Genomic DNA, 19,293 nt, shown 5'->3' with positions numbered 1-19,293 from the left:
TGTGGTTGGCGTTAATTTGACCCGTTGAGAGCCGCTGATTCAGGTTTGAAAAAATCCAGTGCTTCTGCCAGCAGCAACGCCGGCGCTTCTTCTGCAATGTAGTGACCGCACGGCAAGCTTCGGCCCGAGACATCTTTCGCACGGTCCCGCCAGAGATTCAGTACATCAAAGCATTGGCCCACCGCGCCATGCTCGCCCCACAACACGCGCAGCGGCTGCGCCAGGCGCAGGCCGGCAGTAACGTCCGCGCGGTCGTGCTCCAGGTCGATCGTGGCAGAGGCCCGGTAGTCTTCGCAGATACTTTGAGCGGTGCCGGGGATTTGCGCGCAGCGTTCGTACTCGGCCAGTGCGGCTGGCGCAAAAGCCGCAAGGCCCGCATGGCGCTTGCCCATTACGCTGCGTACATACCGTACCGGATCGGACTCGATCAACGCTTCGGGCAGCGGCGGCGGCTGGATCAGGAAGAACCAGTGCCAGTAAGCGCGCGCAAAGGCATTCGTCGTGTTGTCATACATGGCCAGCGTGGGCGCAATGTCAAGCAGCATCAACCGCTGAACCGCCCCGGGATGATCCGACGCAAGGCGATGGGCCACGCGCGCGCCGCGGTCGTGCGCCAGCACCTGGAACCGTTCGAACCCATGGTGACGCATGACTGCGACGGCATCCAGCGCCATCGCGCGTTTGGAATAGGCCTCGTGCGCCGAATCACCGGCAACCCGTGCGGAGTCACCGTAACCGCGCAGGTCCATCATCACGACGGTGAATTTTTTCGCAAGCGTTCCCGCGACCAAGTGCCACATCGCGTGGGTTTGCGGGTGCCCGTGGAGCAACAGAAGTGGCGCCCCTGCGCCGCCCCGCAGGGTGTGCAAGCTGCCGGCCGGGCCGTCGACATCGCACGAAACGAAATTCTCAAACATCAATCAGTTGCCTTGGTTCATCTTCGGGTAATCAATTTCCCGGTGCTCCGGTGTTGAATGCCTTGAACGATTTTTAGATCTTTGCCTGATTTTGTAGAAGAGTGGCATCCAATACAAGCAATAATCAGGCAATCAATTATTTCCAAAAAGGAATTAATCAATGGAACGCAGCGACCTTGAACTGGTGCTTGCCGTTCGCGACCACGGGAGCCTGGCGGCCGCAGCGCAAAGCCTGGACGTGGCGCCGCCGGTCGTCACCAAGCGGCTTGCCGCACTGGAGGCCAGGCTGGGCCAACGCCTGTTCCAGCGCACGACCCGGCGCGTCAGCCCCACCGCCGAAGGCGAAACAGTCTGCGAACGGGCCATCATTCTCCTGCAGGGCTTCCATGCGCTTGAGGCAGAGTTGCAGGAACGAAAAGCGGAGCCCACCGGGCTTATCCGGCTGGCTGCAACTTTTGGGTTCGGCCGCCGGTGGCTGGGGCCTGCGCTGGCGGAATTCCAGGAGCGTTATCCGCGTGTCGAGATACAGCTGGAGCTCACCGAGCATTTGCCCGACCTCGCGCTGGAGGGTTACGACGGCGCCATCTGGCTCTGGTCGATACAGGGTCGGCAGGCGGCCCAGTGGGTGTCACGCCGTCTTGCGCGCAACCAGCGCATCATGGTGGCCTCGCCCCGCTACATCAAACAACACGGTTCACCCGCCAGCCTGGAGGCCTTGCAGGACCATGCCTGCCTGATCGTGCGCGAAAACGGCAATGCCCCGGGACAGCGTTTTGATGTCTGGCCGCTGCACAGGGAACGCGAGAAGACCGCGGTGCGCGTTCGCGTGCACGGCCCGCTGGCCAGCAATTCAGGGGAGCTGGTACGCGACTGGTGCATGGAAGGCCGCGGCATCATGCTACGCAGCCTTTGGGATATTGCACCGCATATCGCATCGGGCCGGCTCGTACGCGTTTTACCGGCCTATTCAATGCCAGACGCCGACATTCACTGGCTGGCCCCCTACCGCCCAGACCAGCCACGCCGTATTCGCCTGCTGATTGACCACCTGGTCGCACAGTTTCAGGAAGCGCCCTGGAAAACTACGCTGCCGCCGGCTTCGCGGCCCGCACCACGAGGCTCACGCCTAACGCCGTGAGCGCAGTGCCGGCAATCGTGCTGAGCGTAATGGGCTCCTCAAACAACAGCCATGCCATCAGGGCGGTCGTTGGCGGAACCAGATACAGCAGGCTGGTCACGGCTGTAGCTGCGCCACGCTGAATCAAAAGGTAAAGCAGGGAGCTTCCTCCCAGCGTGAGCACCAGCACCGACCACGCCATGGCGCCCAGAACCTGGTGGTTCCACGTGATCGCTTCAGTTTCAAACAGCGCAAGCGGCAGGGTCACCACGAAAGCAGCGGCCAGCTGAATGGCATTGGCACTGCGCACATCGGCAGGTTTGACAAAACGTTTCTGGTAAAGCGTTCCCGCAGTGATGCTGAACAACGCAAAGACCGTGCAGGCCAGCGTCAGCGCCGTCACTTCATGGCCCGTGCCGAATTTGCGCGAAACCACCAGTAACAGCCCGCCTAGCCCAAGCGCCAGACCGGTCCACTGGCGTGAAGTGACCTTGGCCTCGCCGCCGTTTGTCTCGGGCGAGGCAACCCACGAAACCCAGAGCGCCGTCAACACTGGCTGAAGTCCGACAATGAGTGCGGTCAAGCCCGAACCCATGCCCGACTTCACGGCAATCCAGACGCCACCCAGATAACCGGCATGCATCAACACGCCGGCCATGGCCAGATGCAGCCATTGCGCCCGGCCTTGCGGCCACGCGGCCCGGGCCAGCACGATCCAGACAAGGAAGCAAACAATCGACAGGAAATAACGGATCGCCAGGAAAGTCAGCGGCGGCGCATACGGCAAGCCATATTTGGCGACGATAAAGCCGGTGCTCCAGATCAGCACAAACACGGCGGGCATGGCCCGGATCAGCGCATCGGAAGAGGATGAAGAAGAGGAAGAACTCAAGGACAGAAGCCTTAGAACGGCAACACCAAGGGCAGGACTACTTGGCGCGCGCGCGGATTTCCGGGATGGCTTTTTTCAGGTAATAAATCATGGACCAGACCGTCAGGATGGCGGAGATCCAGATCAACCAGGTGCCCCATACGTGCGTGTTGATCACGCCGAACAGCACGCCGTCGAACAGCAGGAAAGGGATGGCAATCATCTGCACCGTGGTCTTGACCTTGCCGAGCATGTGCACGGCCACGCTTTTGGTCGCGCCAATCAGGGCCATCCACTCGCGCAGCGCCGAGATGGCGATCTCGCGGCCGATGATAATGAGCGCCACGAACACGTCGGCACGCTGCAGGTGCACCAGCACCAGCAAAGAGGCGCAGACCAGGAACTTGTCGGCCACCGGATCAAGGAAGGCGCCGAAGGAAGAAGTCTGGTTCAGCTTGCGCGCCAGAAAGCCGTCCAGCCAGTCGGTTGCGGCAAACACGACGAACATCACGGTGGCAATCAGATTGCGCTCCGTGGGCGCCAGGTTCAGGTAGAACACCCCCACGATCAACGGAATCGCAACGATGCGGGTCCAGGTCATCAACGTAGGGATGGTCAGAAACATGCCCCGATTTTGGCATGAGCCGTGCGGTGGTGCCGGATAGCGGTGCAAAGCACGCCAAAACAGTGCGTTCCGTTGCACAAATACATCTGAGCAAATTTCAAGGAACTGCTGCCCGAAACAGGGCACGCAACCGATGCTGCCTCAATGCAGGGCGCGGTAGATTTCCTCGGCCAGGTCCTTCGAAATGCCATCCACCGTGGCAATGTCTTCCGCGCTGGCCGAAGCGATGCCGCGAATGCCGCCGAAGCGCTGCAACAAGCTGGCGCGCCGCTTGGGGCCAATGCCGGCAATGTCCTCAAGCTTGCTGCCGCCCACCCGCACCTTGGCGCGCTTGGCCCGCATGCCCGTGATGGCGAAACGGTGGGCTTCGTCGCGGATCTGCGCGATCAGCATCAACGCTGCTGAATCCCGCCCCAAATAGACCTTGTCGCGGCCGTCCGCAAACACGAGCTCTTCGAGGCCAACCTTGCGGCCCTCCCCTTTTTCAACGCCGGCAATCAGGCCCAGGTCCAGGCCCAGTTCCCCGAACACCTCACGTGCCATCGACACCTGCCCCTTCCCGCCGTCGACCAGCACCAGGTCGGGCAGTTTGGCCTCCCCATTGCGTGCGGCTTCAGCCAGCCGGGTATAGCGGCGCATCAGCACCTGCCGCATGGCGGCGTAGTCGTCGCCTGGCGTGATGCCTTCGATGTTGTAGCGGCGGTATTCGCTGTTGACCATCTTGTGCTCCTGGAACACGACACAGGAAGCCTGTGTCGACTCACCGGCCGTGTGCGAGATGTCAAAACATTCGATGCGAAGCGTATCGAGGTTGTCGAGCGGCAAATCAAGCGCCTCGGCCAGCGCGCGCGTACGCGCCTGCTGGGAGCCCTGTTCGGCCAGCAACCGGGCCAGCTGCAGGCCGGCGTTCTTCTGTGCCATTTCCAGCCAGATGCGGCGCTGCTCACGCGGCTGGTGGATGGCCGTGACCTTGGTACCGGTCTGCGCTGTTAGTGCCTCCATCAGTTCCTTGTCCACCGGCTCGCTGCACACCAGGGTGGGTGGAACCGGCACATCAATGTAATGCTGCGCGATGAAGGCTTCCAGCACCAGGGCCTCAAGTGACTTGCCCACAGGTGCAGGCACAGGCGCAGCACTTTCACCGGCTGCCTCGGCTTGCGCAGCCTGCCTGGCGTCCGCATCGATCTCGGCATCCAGCGCCGCGACGTCGGTCGCGTTCTCCACATGGCTGGGGAAGTACGCCCTGTCACCCAGGTGGCGGCCGCCGCGCACCATGGCCAGGTTGACGCAGGCCTTGCCGCCCTGAACTTTCACCGCCAGGATGTCGACGTCCTTGTCGCCGCCGATTTCCATCGACTGCTGGTGCAGCACCTTGGACAGCGCCGACATCTGGTTGCGCAACTCTGCGGCCTGCTCAAACTCCAGCTTCTCGGCATGCACCAGCATTTTTCTCTCGAGCTCGGTCAGGATGTCCTGGGCCTGGCCTTGCAAAAAGCGTTCGGCGTTGGCGGTGTCCAGCGCGTACTGCTCGGGTGACACATGGCCCACACAGGGTGCGGAGCAGCGCTTGATCTGGTACAGCAGGCAGGGCCGGGTGCGGTTGTTGAACACCGTGTCTTCGCAGGTCCGCAGCCGGAACACCTTTTGCAACAGCAAGATGGTGTCTTTCACCGCCCAGGCGCTGGGGTACGGGCCGAAGTAGCGGTGCTTTTTCTCGACCGCGCCGCGGTAATAGGCAATGCGCGGAAAGACGGCAGCCGTGGGCGCAGCGCCTTCTTCGGCCGGACGCGCGCCTGTCAGCTTGAGGTAGGGGTAGCTCTTGTCGTCCCGAAACAGGATGTTGAATTTCGGGTTGAGCGTCTTGATCAGGTTGTTTTCGAGCAGCAGCGCTTCAGCTTCCGAGCGCACCACCGTGGTTTCCATGCGGGCGATCTTGGTCACCATGTGGCCGATGCGCGTGCCGCCGTGGTTCTTCTGGAAGTAGTTGGAGACCCGCTTCTTCAGGTTGCGCGCCTTGCCGACATACAGCACGCCGCCTTCCGCATCGAAGTAACGGTAGACGCCCGGCAAGGCGGGCAGCGCGGCCACTTCGGCCAGCAACTCGGGCGTATGTCCGGCGGGTAACTTTTCAGCGGGGGAACGTTCAGGCATACCCCTATTTTGCCGCGTACCGGCGCTTCAGAAGAAAACCCTGACAGGACCGATACCCTTTTGGAGCCGACCCAACAAAGGATTCAGTCCGGCCGATAGTCCAGGAGCTTTTTCGGGAACCTGATCAGCCACAGGCGGGTTGGCTTCTCGTCATCACTGCCATTGACGATTTCATACTTGAGCGGCGCTGCACCTTTGCATTTTTTGCCCTCCAGGACACCGGCGGCATTCACGCTGCAGTCATCGATCTTGACGGCCTTGCCGGCCGCATCGACGATTCGCGCGGACACACCAAAGTCGTTGTCGTTGATCAGCGCCAGCGTATCGTCGTTCACCAGGGCCAGGCCTTCGGCCTTCTCTGGAAGCCAGCCGAACTGGAGCTTTCCGCTTGCATCCTTCTTGCGCAAATCGAGGATTTCCAGCCGCTTCGCAGGGGAAACCCCGATGGCCGACAGTTCGCTCAAAGCGCCGGCATATTCCAGCTCCAATCCACCCGCCAGTTTCTTGCCGCTTAAATCCGTGGCCTGGGCCACATCCACCGCCACCAGCAGGTTGTGCACCTCACCATCGGCCTTGAATTTGCCTTGCTCGATCAGCACAAAGCGCGCGTCACTCAAGGCGACGATGTCGCCAATCTTGGCGTCCTTGCTCTTACCGTACCGGGTCACGTCGTGCGGATAGGCAAACATGCGGGTAGCCCCATTGGCGGGATTGAATTCCACCAGACGGGTAAAGAGCGCCTTGCTGGTATGCCGGGCCGACAAACCACTCCCCATATCTGGCATTTCCAGAATGCTTTGAATGGCCATGACCAGCTTGCCGCCGGGCGTGATGGCCAGGCCTTCGCAGCCGCGATTCGGCTGGCGGAATTGAATCACGGCAGGCAAGCCGTTGGCCGGCGCGAATTTGGCCGCAATACGGCCGCTCTCAACCGCCACCTTGATCAGATACGGGCCGTATTCATCACAAATCCAGACGTGTTTGCCATCCGGGTCCATGGCGATGGCTTCCGGGTCAATGCCATGGGCGTCGAAGGCCAGGCTGGCTTGCAGCGTTTCGGTCAAGGGCGTTTCACCCGAAGAGCCAATACCGCCCTGCACCGGGCGGCCGCTCACATTCACACCCTCTGCAGTTTTGATGTCAGTCACCGACACCAGTTCAGCCACCCCATTCCTGACGCGGATCAGGCCAAACTTGGGCGCGTAATCGGGTGCGGGAAAGGCCTTGGTCTTGTTGGCCGAAGTCACACCGCTGCTGTCAAGGTCGGGCGAGTCGCCGTTGGGGCCGCGATCAGTCAGCGCATAAAACCACAAAGTGCCGTCGGCATCCTTGTTGCGCAATGTCAGCCCCGAGCCGGGCGCTATGGGAAAACCTTGAGGAAAACGCTGTCTGATGCCCACGTCCGCACCGGTGTAAGGCACGTAAAAGCGGGTCGCAACCTGCAGCACATGCCTGGTCAGGACCACACCCTCAACGACAGACGTTTCCGCCTTTTCCAGGCTTGCCTGCGCCCACGATGAAGCGCTACCGCCGGCGCACAAGGCCAGCCCCAGAATAGCGGCCATGGCCCGTGCGCGCATCACCGATTTAGATAAAACCACGATGAACTCCATTTCAAATTGATGACGGCTTGTACCCAGCCTGGGTGACATGGCTGTGACAGGGGGAGCGCGCCACGCCGCAGCATGAGGGCCGGCATCGCGGCTGCATCACAATACCCGCCATGGCTGCAGCACGCGTTTGGGACATTTTTTGCAAAGTCATCGACAACTTCGGGGACATTGGTGTGTGCTGGCGTCTGGCCGCCGACCTGGCCTCGCGCGGGCACAAGGTGCGGCTCTGGGTGGATGACGCATCCGCGCTGACATGGATGGCCCCCGGGGGCTGTGAAGGCGTACAGGTATTTCCCTGGCCATCCGGTGAACAGCCCCTGAACCTGGACGCCGCAGGGCTCGCCGGGCAACCCTGCGATGTGCTGATCGAGGCCTTCGGCTGTGAAGTTGCTCCTGATTTCATAGCTGCTTGCGCTCGTCTGCATTGGGCTGGAGGCCAAAAACCCGTCTGGATCAATCTCGAATACCTGTCTGCCGAGGACTACGTGGGGCGCTCCCACGCCATGCCTTCGCCGGTACAAGGCGGACCGGCTGCCGGCTGGACCAAGTGGTTTTTCTACCCGGGCTTCACGGCTGATACCGGCGGGCTGCTGCGTGAGTCAGGCCTGCAGGACAGGCAGGCAGGCTTTGACCGCGCCGGCTGGCTGAAAACCCACGGAATCCACTGGGGTGGCGAAACCCTGGTGTCCCTGTTTTGCTATGAGCCCCCCGCGCTCGAAGGCCTGCTGGCGCAATTTACGGAACACGGCTTGCAAGGCAAACCGGTGCATCTGCTGGTGGCCGCGGGGCGTGCCGCCAACGCCGTTCGTGCCCTGTATGATGATAAGAATCGGCTGCAACCCAATAAGGGCGGGCGCAAGCAGCTATCAATTTCATACCTCCCCCTGCTGACGCAAACCGGGTTTGACCACCTGCTCTGGGCCTCGGACCTGAACTTCGTGCGCGGCGAGGACTCGGTGGTGCGGGCGCTTTGGGCAGGCAAGCCTTTCGTCTGGCACATCTATCCGCAGCATGACAACGCCCACCTGGCCAAACTGCAGGCCTTCCTGGACATGCTCCAGGCGCCGCCCTCCCTGCGGGCTTTTCACGCCGCCTGGAACGGCAAAACAGCGCCGCCACCTACCGCCGGCGGCCCGGCGCCCTTCCCCATTGACCTGCCGGCCTGGCAAGCAACAGCCCAGACGGCCCGCTCCCGCCTGATGGCCCAGGACGACCTGGGCACCCGGCTGCTCGGTTTCGTGACAAAAAAACGTTAAAATCATAGGCTTTGCAGAACAGCCTGAAGGTCGACCAGACTTTGGCGTCCTGCACAACCCGCCGCGGAACCTGCACACCGGTGCATGCGTTTAGCGGCCTACTCAGTGAAACTGCTATGAAAATCGCTCAAGAAATCCGCGCCGGCAACGTCATCATGAACGGCAAAGACCCGATGGTGGTGCTCAAGACCGAATACAGCCGCGGCGGGCGCAATTCCGCCACCGTGCGGATGAAGCTCAAAAGCCTGGTCGCCAACTTCAACACCGAAGTCGTGTTCAAGGCCGACGACAAGATTGATCAGGTCATTCTGGACAAAAAGGATTGCACCTACTCTTACTTCGCCGATCCGCTGTATGTCTGCATGGACTCCGAGTACAACCAGTACGAAGTCGAAGCGGAAAACATGGGCGATTCGCTCAACTACCTGCAGGACGGTATGGAACTGGAAGTGGTGTTCTACGACGGCAAGGCGATCTCGGTCGAACTGCCCACCAGCGTTCAGCGCGAAATCACCTGGACTGAACCCGCCGTCAAGGGCGATACCTCCGGCAAGGTTCTGAAACCCGCCAAGCTCGCTACCGGCTTTGAAATCGGCGTGCCGATTTTTGTGGCCCAGGGCGACCTGGTTGAAATTGACACCCGCACCGGTGAATACCGCAAGCGCGTGTAATCCCGCTTCTGCCCTCCGCAAAAAGGCTCCTCACGGAGCCTTTTTTTGCTTGTGCGGGCCCCAGTTCCCGAAAAGCAGCCGCCCCGCCTGATCGTTCACAATAAGCTCATGGAACAAAAACAAGACTTATCCGTCAGCCGCCTGGCCAACGCCTGGGCCGAACTGCAGGCCCACGCACGGGAAGGCACACCGCTGGAAGCCGACGCCTCGCGGCTGGCATTTGCCGACCCGGAGTTTTTGCTGCGGCGTGAAACACGCGGGATCCGCTTCCAGCTGGAACTGCTTAAACCCGACCTGGAACAGCAGGCCCATGGCATTGAAAACACAGTGGTCGTTTTCGGCAGCGCCAGGTTTCGCAGCGAGGAAGATTCCGTCACCATGGTGGCCGAAGCCGAGGCAGGTGGTGATGCCGAAACCATAGACCGCGCGCGAAAACTGGCGCGCAATGCCCACTATTACGAAAAAGCCCGCGCCTTCGGCAAGCTGGTGGCACAGTACAGCGAGACAAAACCGCCCGAGACCAAGCTCTTCGTCTGCACCGGCGGCGGCCCGGGCATCATGCAGGCAGCCAACCGGGGCGCGCACGAGGCCGGCGGGTTGAGTGTGGGCCTGGCGATTGCCCTGCCCATGGAAGAAGCGGCCAACCCTTACGTGCCGCCCGAGCTGTCATTCAAGTTTCACTACTTCGCGCTGCGCAAAATGCATTTCATGATGCGTGCCAAGGCGCTTGTGGTGTTTCCGGGTGGTTTCGGCACGCTCGACGAACTGTTCGAAGTCATCACGCTGGTGCAGACCCGCAAGGCCAAGCCGGTGCCCATCATCCTTTTTGGCAGCAGCTACTGGAAGCGCCTGCTCAACACCGACATGCTGGTGGAAGAAGGCGTGATCTCACCCAACGACCTCAAGCTCTTTCAGTACGTGGACGACGCACAGGTCGCCTGGGACCTGATCAAGGATTTTTACCGTCTGTAGGCCCGGTTTCGGGATGGTGCCCGCCATGGGCAGACATGCTGTCCTTGAGCAGCCACGCCGCGCGTGAACCCGCGCCTACCATGGCCCCGGTGACCCAGAAGACCCCGCCAATTCCCATCAACGCACCGGCGGAGCCAAACAACATGGGCATCACCACGCTGGACGCATTGATCGCCATCAGGCGCAGCCCCAGCGCTTCGCCGTGGCGTGCTTCCGGTGTGATCTGGTGCAGCATGCTCATCACCATGGGTTGCACCATGCCCAGCGCAAGGCCCAACAGGATGGAGCACAGGCCCATGCCGATCGCCGAATGCATCAACGGGTAGATGCCGAACAGTGCGGCTGTCGCCAGCATGGAGACCGCCAGCACCTTCCACTCGCGCAGATGGGCCGCCACCAGCGGCATCACCATGCGGATCAAAGCCGCGGCCACCGCAAACGATCCCAGGATGGTGCCTATGACCGAAGCACTGATGCCGCGCTCAAAACCCAGCACCGGCACCACAAAGGTGTGGACGTCCCAGCAGGACGACAAAAACCAGTTCACCAGCATGAGGCGGCGAAAGTTGGCCTGGCGCAGCAAATCCCAGGCCTTGGGCTGCACCCCGCCGCTGGCGGCAATCACCGGCGGGAGCTCGCGCGTCTTGCGTACCAGGAACCAGCAGGCCAGCGGCAGGATCGCCATCAGCAAAAACGCCGCGCGGTAGCCGGAAGTGCTTCCCGGCACGGCACCCACATGGTCGATCAGCAGGCCGGCGGAAAACGGTCCAATGAAATTGGATACCGCCGGACCAATGGCCAGCCAGCTGAACACCTGGCGCAACTCCAGTGCGCCGACCGCCGCGCGGCCCACGTGGCGCTGCAGGGAAATCACTGCTGCGCCGGTGGCGCCGCCCGTGAGCAGCGCCGCCAGACACAGCACCGGGAACACCGGAAAGGCCACCGCAGCCCCAGCTCCCAGCACCGCAGCGAAGACGCTATACCGGATCGGGCGCCTGAGGCCATGCCGGTCGGCGAAACGGCCGGCCGGCAACGCCAGGAAGACTTGCGTCAGGGCAAACAATGCAAGCAGCACTCCCACCGCCGCGGGGCTGTAGCCCTCGCGCAACGCCAGCAGCGGCGCCGCCATGCGCGTGCCGGCCATGCAGGCGTGCAGGCAAATCTGCGCCACGATCAGGCGTGCGAGTTCAGGCGTCATGACGCACAGCTCATGCGGTGCGCATCAGATGTTGTCCAGGTCTTTGTCAAGCGGGTCCAATGGGAGCAGGCGGGCAGAATCGATTTCCGGGAGCGCTTCGACATTGCGCAGGGCTTTGCCCATGACACGGCTGCGCTGCTCGGCACTGCTCAGTGTGTTGAGCACGGTTTCGGTCTGCGACTTGACCTTGGCCAGCACGTCGCCGAACTTGCCGAACTCTGTCTTCACCGCACCCAGCACCTGCCAGACTTCGCTGGAACGTTTTTCCAGCGCCAGCGTGCGAAAACCCATCTGCAGTGAATTGAGCATGGCCAGCAGCGTTGTCGGGCCGGCCAGCGTGACACGATGGTCACGCTGCAGGAATTCCATCAGGCCGGGCCGGCGCAGCACTTCGGCATAGAGGCCCTCGGTCGGCAAAAAGAGAATCGCAAAATCGGTGGTGTAAGGCGGGTCTATGTATTTTTCGGAGATCGACTTGGCCTCCAGCCGTATGCGCGTCTCCAGCGCCTTGCCGGCGATTTCGGCGCCCAGCACATCGGCGCGCTGTTGCGCGTCCAGCAGGCGCTCGTAGTCTTCGTTCGGAAATTTCGCGTCGATGGGCAGCCACAGAGGTTCACCCGAATCAGACCGGCCCGGCAGCTTGATGGCGAAGTCGACCGGATTCTTGCCGCCGCGGCGGGTAATGACCTGGGCCGCGTACTGGTCGACGGTGAACACCTGTTCCAGCAAGGCCGACAGTTGCGCTTCGCCGAAGATGCCGCGTGTTTTCACATTGGTGAGCAAATGCTTGAGGTCGCCCACGCCCTGCGCCAGCGTCTGCATTTCACCCAGGCCCTTGTGCACCTGCTCGAGCCGGTCGGCCACCTGCTTGAAACTTTCGCCCAGGCGCGTCTCCAGCGTCGTCTGCAGTTTCTCGTCGACCGTCTTGCGCATCTCATCGAGCTTGGCCGAATTGGTTTGCTGCAGTTGCGCCAGCTGTTTTTCCAGGGTCTCGCGCACTTCACCCATGCGCCTGGCGTTGGACTCGCTGACGGACTGCAGCTGAGTGGTCAGGGTATCCGACAGCGTCTTTTGCAGCAGGGTGAGTTGCTGCGAAAACGCGTCGATCTGCGTGTTCTGCGTGCGGATCGCTTCGGCGCTTTGCTGCACCAGCGTTTGCTGGAAGGTGGCGAAGGTAGTCGCCAATTCCTGCCGGCTGCTGCGCGAGTTGTCACCGATTTCGCGCCGCAATTCGCGCTCGAGCTTGTCGTGGCCTGCCGCGATGTTCGCCAGCAGCTCGATGCGGCCCGTATCCGCTGGTTCGGCGGGCTTACGCACCAGCAGCCAGACCAGCAACAGCAGGTTGGCCACCAACAAGGCAATCATCAGCCAGGATTCCATCATGTGTTCATTGTCCGCTTGCTGCCTTCTTCTTGCTTATTTGCCGGCAAGTACCGCGGGGTTGAGCGGGGTCAGCGGCTTCTTGCCGCCGAAATATGCGATCAGGTTGTCGGCAGCCAGCCCGGCCATGGCAAGGCGCGTGGGAATGGTGGCGCTGGCGATATGCGGCGTCAACACCACATTGGGCACGGTCAACAAATCAGGATGCACCTTGGGCTCGCCCTCGAACACATCGAGCCCGGCCGCTGCGATGCGCTTGCTCTTCAAGGCCGCAGCGAGTGCGGCATCGTCGACGATACCGCCGCGCGCGATGTTGATCAGGTTGGCAGTGGGTTTCATCAATGCCAGTTCTGCGGCGCCAATGGTGTGGTGGGATGAAGGCGAATACGGCAGTACCAGCACGAGGTGATCTGCGGTCTTGAGCAGTTCTTCCTTGCCGACGTAGCTGGCTTTGCATTCTGCCTCCAGCGTTGCATCCAGGCGCGAGCGGTTGTGGTAAATCACCTTCATGCCAAATCCATGGGCACCGCGTTTGGCAATGCCCTGCCCTATGCGTCCCATGCCCAGGATGCCCAGCGTCGCGCCGTGGATGTCGGAGCCCGCAAACATGTCGTAGCTCCATTTGGTCCATTTGCCGGCGCGCAGGTAATGCTCGCTTTCGGTCACGCGACGGGCCGTGGCCATCAGCAGGGCAAAACCGAAATCAGCGGTGGTTTCGGTCAGGACATCCGGGGCATTGGTGGCCAGCACGCCGGCAGCGGTCATGGCGTCGATGTCGAAGTTGTTGTAGCCCACCGCCATGTTGGCGCAAATTTTGAGCCCCGGGCAGGCGGCCAGCACCTCCGCGTCGATTTTGTCGCCGCCCGTGGTGAAGGCGCCGTCCTTTCCCTTGAGGCGCTCGGTGAGGTGGGCCTTGGACCAGGTCTCGTCGGCCTGGTTGGATTCAACCTCGAAATGCTGCTCCAGGCGGGCAATGACTTCGGGAAAAACTGCGCGGGCAACAAGAATTTTGGGCTTGCTCATGAAAAATTACTTCCTTACTTGAACCAGATAAAGGTCATGATGACGAAGAGCGGCACCAGGATAGAGCAGGACCAGGCCATGTAACCGAAGAAACCGGGCATCTTGATGCCGCGGTCTTCCGCGATGGCCTTGACCATGAGGTTGGGCGCATTGCCGATATAGGTGTTCGCGCCCATAAAAACCGCGCCTGCCGAGATCGCAGCCAGCGTCGGTGCCAGTGTGGTCATCAGCGTGGCCGGATCACCCCCTGCGGTGTTGAAGAACACCAGGTAGGTGGGCGCGTTGTCCAGGAATGAGCTGAGAAAGCCAGCGGCCCAGAAATACATCGCCGGATCGGGCTGGCCGTCCGGTCGCGTCACAGCCGAAACCACGGAACCAAAAGGACCATTGACGCCTGCTTTGAGCATGGCGATCACCGGGATGATGGTGAGGAAAATGCCGGCAAATAATTTGGCGACTTCCACCATCGGCCCCCAGGAAAACTGGTTGTCCGCATGTACTTTTTCCGCAGTGATCTTGAGCGACAGGAACGTCACCAGCACAAGGCCAACATCGCGCACGAGGCCCGGCAAGCCGACTTCCGTCCCCATGAGATGAAAGGAGGCGGGTGACTTCCAGAAGCCGCTGAGCAGCACCAGGGCCACGATCGCCGCCAGAAGCGCGAAGTTGGCCGCACCGTCAAACCCAAACTGCCGGGTGTCCGGCGTAGGGTCTACTTTCAGCACACCTTCACGGCGAAAGAACCAGCCATCCAGCGCGTAGAAGATGGCCAGCAGGCTGCCCACCAGAAAAAGCGTCTCCGGAAATATCTGTTTGACCGTCCAGAAAAAATCAACGCCCTTCAAGAAGCCAAGGAACAGGGGTGGATCGCCCAATGGCGTGAGTGAACCGCCTGCATTGGACACAATGAAAATAAAAAACACAATCACATGGGCTCTGTGCACGCGATTGTCATTGGCCCGGATAAGGGGCCTCAGCATCAGCATCGATGCACCGGTGGTGCCCATAAAGCTCGCCAGCACGGCGCCAATGGCCAGGATCGCAACGTTCAAGGCCGGACTGCCGTGCAGGTTGCCGCGAATATGGATCCCGCCAGCCACCGTGAACAGCGCAACCAACAGCACAATAAAGGGGATGTATTCGGCCAGCAGCGCGTGCACCAAGCCGGAAAAAGCAGCAGAGCCACCGTACAGCGCGGCAAACGGCACAAAAAAGGCCAGCGTCCACGCTACAGCAACCTTGCCATAGTGGTGGTGCCAGAAAGAAGGCGCCAGCAGCGGCATGACTGCAATCGACAGCAAAATTCCAGCGAACGGCACCGCCCACAAGGCTGACAGCCGGCTACCGTCAAGTTCAGCGGCAAACGAGAGGCTTGGCAATAACAAAAGCAGCGCCAGCGCCACCAGCTGTTGTGGAGGTTTCATGATGTTCCGGTTCTTTTTTATCGTTACGCATCCATGCTAGACATGCCAATCGGACGGATGAAAGTCATGCAATCTCAAACACCTGCCGCAAATACGCCAGGTATTTTTCGTCGTCGCACATGTTCTTGGAAGGTGTGTCAGACAGCTTGGCCACGGGTTGGCCGTTGCAGCGGATCATCTTGATCACGATCTGCAGCGGCTCGTAGCCCAGGTCATTGGTGAGGTTGGTGCCGATGCCGAAGGCCAGCTGGCAGCGGCCCCTGAACTGCTGGTACAGCTCGATGGTGCGCGGCACCGTCAGGCCGTCGCTGAAAATCAGCGTCTTGGTCTGCGGGTCGACCCGGTTCTTGGTGTAGTGCGCAAGCATGCGCTCGCCCCACTGGAACGGGTCGCCGCTGTCGTGGCGGGCGCCGTCAAACAGCTTGCAGAAGTACATGTCGAAATCGCGCAGGAAGGCACTCATGCCGTAAACGTCCGACAACGCGATCCCGAGGTCGCCCCGGTATTCCTTGGCCCATGACTCGAAGCCAAAGACCTGGCTGTCACGCAGACGCGGCCCCAGCGCCTGGCAGGCCTGAAGGTATTCATGCGCCATGGTGCCCAGCGGCGTCAGGCCGAGCTTCATGGCGAACAGCACATTGCTGGTGCCGGCGAACTGGCCGCCCACCCCCGTGCCCAGCCGCGTCACCAGGGTGCGCAGCACTTCTTCGTGCCAGGCTTTGCCAAACCGGCGGCGTGTACCGTAATCGGCGATCTTGAGCGTTCGCAGGCCTTGCGTCTGCAGCTCGCCAATTTTGGTCTCCAGGCGCTTGCGCCCCTCGGCCAGGTTCGCCTTCTTTTGCGTGTTGCGAAAGTAGACCTCATTGATGATGGCCAGCACCGGAATCTCAAAGAGGATGGTGTGCAGCCAGGGGCCCTTGATGGACACGTCGATCTCGCCCGAAGGCAAGGCCGTGACGCTGACGTACTTTTCATTGAGCCGGAAGATACCGAGGAAGTCGACAAAATCGCTCTTTATGAAGCGCATGGCCTTGAGGTAAGCCAGCTCGGCATCCTGGAAACGCAAGCTGCACAGGCCACGGATTTCTTCCCGTATCTCGGTCACATAGGGCGCCAGATCACCAATACCCGGAGCGCCGGCGTTGCGGCACTTGAAGCGGTATTCCACCTCGGCGCCCGGAAACTGGTGCAAGACCACCTGCATCATGGTGAACTTGTACAGATCGGTGTCGAGCAGGCTGGTGATGATCATGGGGATCGCTTGAGGGCCGCGGCGCCAGGGCGCCTTGGCGGTTAATCAGGTGAACAGGCCCGGCGCCAATGCCGCACCGGGGCCTTCTTCAACTCGCGCCAGCTCAGGTACCGAGAAAATCCACTTCAAACAGCAAGGTGGCATTCGGTGGAATCACGCCGCCTGCCCCACGCGCGCCATAGCCCAGCTCTGCCGGAATAACGAGGCGGCGCGTGCCGCCTACCGACATGCCTTGCACGCCTTCATCCCAGCCGCGGATCACTTGCCCCGCGCCAAGGGAAAACTCGAACGGCTGGCCGCGGTCCTTGCTGGAGTCGAACTTCGCGCCCTGGACGCCGTTGTTATAGAGCCAGCCCGTGTAGTGAACCTTGACATGCTGCCCCGCCTTGGCGATGGCACCGGTGCCCAGCACGGTGTCTTCGTATTGCAGGCCGGAAGGTGTGGTGGTGAGATTCATGATGCGGTCCTTCTAAAACAGGTGAAAACAAAAAAAGCAGAGCCCAAACAGGCAAAAAGAAATCGCGTCTTTTCGCGAATCCCTGACTTTACCCGCAACACCTAAACCAGCCGGCGCGTGCGGGGATGCAACTGCGCTGCGCCTAGTCAAGCCATGTGGTGAATTCCGAAGCCGGCACCCGCGGCGTGCGGAAGGTGTTGACGAGCGCCGTTTCATCGGCATAACCCAGCGCCATGCCGCACACCAGCATTTCGTCACTGCCCGCGCCGATGTGCGGCAGGATGATCCGGGAAAAACCGTTCCAGGCCGCTTGCGGGCAGGTGTGCAAGCCCAGGCCGCGTGCGGCCACCATGAGGCTCTGCATGAACATGCCGTAGTCCACGAGCGAACCGCGGCCCATCACGCGGTCCAGCGTGAACATCAGCCCCACGGGCGCATCGAACAACCGGAAGTTGCGGTGATGCTGCCCATGCATCTTGTCCTTGTCGCCCTTGGTGATGCCCAGCAGGCCGTAAAGGCCCCAGCCGTTTTCGCGGCGGCGGTCGATATAGGGTGAGACCCATTTTTCGGGGTAGTAGTCGTATTCTTCTTTGTATTCAGTGGCCAGCGCGGGGTTGGCGTATATCGCATCATGGGCCTGACAGACTTTTTCCACCAGCATATCCCGGCTGGCGCCCTGCAGCACATAGACCTTCCAGGGCTGCGTGTTGGTGCCGGAGGGCGCGCGGCTGGCCACTTCCAGCAGGTGGGCGATGGTCTCGCGCGGCACCGGTTTGGGCAAAAACTGGCGTATCGATTGCCGGCTGACGATGGCTTCGTCCACTGCATTGCGCGCATCGCCTGCGCGGCGCGGGGTGATATAGGGAAGCACGGGCGGTGCCTGGGTCATCGGAGGGTCTCCAGTACAGAAAGCAGTTCGGGGGGCAGTGGCGCAGGCCGGCGCGTGACGCGGTCGACATACACATGGATGAAATGGCCCCGGGCAGCGCACAGTGCACCCGTATCTCCGGGGAACAGGGCCACTTCGTAGCGCACGCTGGACGAGCCGACGTGTGCCACGCGGATGCCCGCGACCACCGGCTCAGGAAAAGCCAGCGGCGCGAAGTAGTTGCATTGGGTTTCGATCACCAGGCCGATCACGCTGCCGGTGTGGATGTCGATGGCGCCGCGCTCAATCAGGAGGCCGTTGACGGCGGTATCGAACCAGCTGTAATAGACGACGTTGTTGACGTGACCGTAAACATCGTTGTCGGACCAGCGGGTGCCGATGTCGCGAAAGGCTTTATAGGCGCTGCGGGCTTCTGCCTGCGGGCGTGTCGGGGAGGTCATGAGAACCTATTTTGCCAGCGTGCACCTGGCCAGGCTCAAGGCGGGCTTCGGGGTGGACGGCTGGGCTAACGGCGGGCCTGATCGGAAGTGGCTCGCGCCCCAGCAGTTCCGGCAAGCGATTGGGTGAAGGCACGTTGTCCCGCTGCAGCAAAATCCAGTGCCCGTAAGAGAAAGGCGAAAAGTGCAGGACGTCGCACACATGCGCGCCCAGGCGTGCCGCCCAGTTGGGTGTTGGAATCTGCAGCGCAGGGGTGGCCGTGTAGTCGGCGCGAAGCTCACGCAGGTACTCCGCGTAACCGTAACGGCGAATTCCGCCGAGTTCAACCTCGCGGTGGCCCGCCAGGGAAGAAAGAGCCGCAAGCGCAGCAAATGCTTTCCCAAGATCGGTGGCAGCCATCGCCGCAATACCGCCGCGCGCACCGCGCGGAATAAATTGCACCGGCGAGCGCGACAAGCCGCGCAGCCAGCGGGCGCCAAAGCCGCCCTCGCCGTCGAGCAAGGACGGCCGCACGATGGCGTAGTCACTGCCTGATGCTGCGATGGCGTGCTCACCCAGCAGCTTGCTCGACAAAAACCGGCTTTTGGCGCCTGCGTGCAGGCCCAGGGCCGAGGTATGAATCAGCCGAATGCCGGCGCCGGCGCAAGCGACGGCCAGCGCCGCCGGCGCGCGGTGATGCACATGGTCATACGACTCATTCGGCCGCTGGCGAAGGATGCCCACGCAATTGACTACCACGTCCACATCTTTCAACAGGGTTGTCCACGCATCGGGCTGCAACAGATGCTCGAAGCGCACAAGGTGCAGGGCGGCAAAGGGATAGGTGCTTTCGTGGCGCTCAGGATGGCGGCTGCCGATCGCCACCTGCACGCCCGAGGCATGCAAGGCCGCCACGGCATGTCGGCCGATGAAACCGGTGCCTCCCAGCACCAACACACGAAGGGCACGGTCAGCGATATTTTTCTGGGCTTCCGCGGGATCAGTCGGCATATTTGATGACGATGGCTTGTTCTAATTTTTGGGGCGCCAGGATGGCCAA

General features: G+C 61.5%; 18 protein-coding genes. 4 read left to right on the top strand and 14 right to left on the bottom strand.

Annotated elements, in window-relative coordinates:
* Window positions 1-11: 11 nt before the first annotated feature.
* Window positions 12-917: an alpha/beta fold hydrolase gene (locus AC1D13_RS03655; protein ID WP_457278824.1), complete on the bottom strand. Its 906-nt coding sequence runs from the start codon at window positions 915-917 to the stop codon at window positions 12-14.
* A 160-nt stretch (window positions 918-1,077) separates the two neighbouring features.
* On the opposite strand from AC1D13_RS03655, the gene AC1D13_RS03650 reads away from it, so the two are divergent.
* Window positions 1,078-2,055 (top strand): LysR family transcriptional regulator, encoded by a 978-nt coding sequence (locus AC1D13_RS03650; protein ID WP_477688951.1) that lies wholly within the window; start codon window positions 1,078-1,080, stop codon window positions 2,053-2,055.
* Here AC1D13_RS03650 and AC1D13_RS03645 read toward each other — a convergent pair.
* The 4 genes from AC1D13_RS03645 to AC1D13_RS03630 all read right to left on the bottom strand — a co-directional run bounded on the left by AC1D13_RS03645 (window position 2,000) and on the right by AC1D13_RS03630 (window position 7,282).
* Window positions 2,000-2,878 (bottom strand): DMT family transporter, encoded by an 879-nt coding sequence (locus AC1D13_RS03645; RefSeq protein WP_457279773.1) that lies wholly within the window; start codon window positions 2,876-2,878, stop codon window positions 2,000-2,002. The two genes, AC1D13_RS03650 and AC1D13_RS03645, sit on opposite strands and share 56 nt — an antisense overlap.
* An 85-nt stretch (window positions 2,879-2,963) precedes the next feature.
* Complete coding sequence (pgsA, locus tag AC1D13_RS03640; protein WP_457278826.1) at window positions 2,964-3,530, bottom strand: CDP-diacylglycerol--glycerol-3-phosphate 3-phosphatidyltransferase; 567 nt, start codon at window positions 3,528-3,530, stop codon at window positions 2,964-2,966.
* A 141-nt stretch (window positions 3,531-3,671) separates the two neighbouring features.
* Window positions 3,672-5,681 carry an excinuclease ABC subunit UvrC gene (uvrC, locus tag AC1D13_RS03635; RefSeq protein WP_457306539.1) on the bottom strand — a complete coding sequence of 670 codons (2,010 nt, stop codon included), beginning with the start codon at window positions 5,679-5,681 and terminating at the stop codon, window positions 3,672-3,674.
* An 83-nt stretch (window positions 5,682-5,764) separates the two neighbouring features.
* The gene (locus tag AC1D13_RS03630; RefSeq protein ID WP_477688950.1) at window positions 5,765-7,282 is read right to left on the bottom strand and encodes an esterase-like activity of phytase family protein; all 1,518 of its coding nucleotides are present in this window, start codon (window positions 7,280-7,282) and stop codon (window positions 5,765-5,767) included.
* 122 nt (window positions 7,283-7,404) lie between these two features.
* On the opposite strand from AC1D13_RS03630, the gene earP reads away from it, so the two are divergent.
* From earP to AC1D13_RS03615, 3 genes are all read left to right on the top strand, one after another.
* Window positions 7,405-8,550 carry an elongation factor P maturation arginine rhamnosyltransferase EarP gene (gene earP / locus AC1D13_RS03625; protein ID WP_477688949.1) on the top strand — a complete coding sequence of 382 codons (1,146 nt, stop codon included), beginning with the start codon at window positions 7,405-7,407 and terminating at the stop codon, window positions 8,548-8,550.
* A gap of 116 nt (window positions 8,551-8,666) precedes the next feature.
* Entirely contained in the window at window positions 8,667-9,221 is a 555-nt protein-coding gene (gene efp / locus AC1D13_RS03620; protein ID WP_457278830.1) for an elongation factor P, read from the top strand.
* 108 nt (window positions 9,222-9,329) lie between these two features.
* Window positions 9,330-10,193, top strand: a complete 864-nt coding sequence (locus AC1D13_RS03615) for an LOG family protein (protein WP_477688948.1) — start codon at window positions 9,330-9,332, stop codon at window positions 10,191-10,193.
* Here AC1D13_RS03615 and AC1D13_RS03610 read toward each other — a convergent pair.
* From AC1D13_RS03610 to AC1D13_RS03570, 9 genes are all read right to left on the bottom strand, one after another.
* A complete protein-coding gene (locus AC1D13_RS03610; RefSeq protein WP_477667120.1) occupies window positions 10,171-11,391 on the bottom strand; it encodes an MFS transporter in 1,221 nt (406 codons plus the stop codon). The two genes, AC1D13_RS03615 and AC1D13_RS03610, sit on opposite strands and share 23 nt — an antisense overlap.
* Window positions 11,392-11,415: 24 nt before the next feature.
* Window positions 11,416-12,771, bottom strand: a complete 1,356-nt coding sequence (locus tag AC1D13_RS03605; RefSeq protein ID WP_457279774.1) for a DNA recombination protein RmuC — start codon at window positions 12,769-12,771, stop codon at window positions 11,416-11,418.
* 36 nt (window positions 12,772-12,807) lie between these two features.
* Window positions 12,808-13,794: a 2-hydroxyacid dehydrogenase gene (locus tag AC1D13_RS03600; protein WP_477688947.1), complete on the bottom strand. Its 987-nt coding sequence runs from the start codon at window positions 13,792-13,794 to the stop codon at window positions 12,808-12,810.
* 14 nt (window positions 13,795-13,808) lie between these two features.
* Window positions 13,809-15,218: a sodium:proton antiporter gene (locus tag AC1D13_RS03595; protein WP_457278834.1), complete on the bottom strand. Its 1,410-nt coding sequence runs from the start codon at window positions 15,216-15,218 to the stop codon at window positions 13,809-13,811.
* A 64-nt stretch (window positions 15,219-15,282) separates the two neighbouring features.
* Complete coding sequence (pncB, locus tag AC1D13_RS03590) at window positions 15,283-16,470, bottom strand: nicotinate phosphoribosyltransferase (RefSeq protein ID WP_477688946.1); 1,188 nt, start codon at window positions 16,468-16,470, stop codon at window positions 15,283-15,285.
* 103 nt (window positions 16,471-16,573) lie between these two features.
* Window positions 16,574-16,927, bottom strand: a complete 354-nt coding sequence (locus tag AC1D13_RS03585; protein ID WP_457278836.1) for an FKBP-type peptidyl-prolyl cis-trans isomerase — start codon at window positions 16,925-16,927, stop codon at window positions 16,574-16,576.
* Between the two features lie 142 nt (window positions 16,928-17,069).
* Window positions 17,070-17,816, bottom strand: coding sequence for a nitroreductase (locus AC1D13_RS03580; RefSeq protein WP_477688945.1), 747 nt, complete (start codon window positions 17,814-17,816; stop codon window positions 17,070-17,072).
* A complete protein-coding gene (locus AC1D13_RS03575; protein WP_477688944.1) occupies window positions 17,813-18,256 on the bottom strand; it encodes an acyl-CoA thioesterase in 444 nt (147 codons plus the stop codon). The genes AC1D13_RS03580 and AC1D13_RS03575 overlap by 4 nt, the downstream gene beginning before the upstream one ends.
* The gene (locus AC1D13_RS03570; protein WP_477688943.1) at window positions 18,210-19,244 is read right to left on the bottom strand and encodes an NAD(P)H-binding protein; all 1,035 of its coding nucleotides are present in this window, start codon (window positions 19,242-19,244) and stop codon (window positions 18,210-18,212) included. Before AC1D13_RS03570 ends, AC1D13_RS03575 begins: the two co-directional genes overlap by 47 nt.
* Window positions 19,245-19,293: the final 49 nt, after the last annotated feature.

The organism is Polaromonas sp. P1_E12, from assembly GCF_056405975.1.
This window is presented reverse-complemented; position numbering and strand designations above follow the sequence as displayed.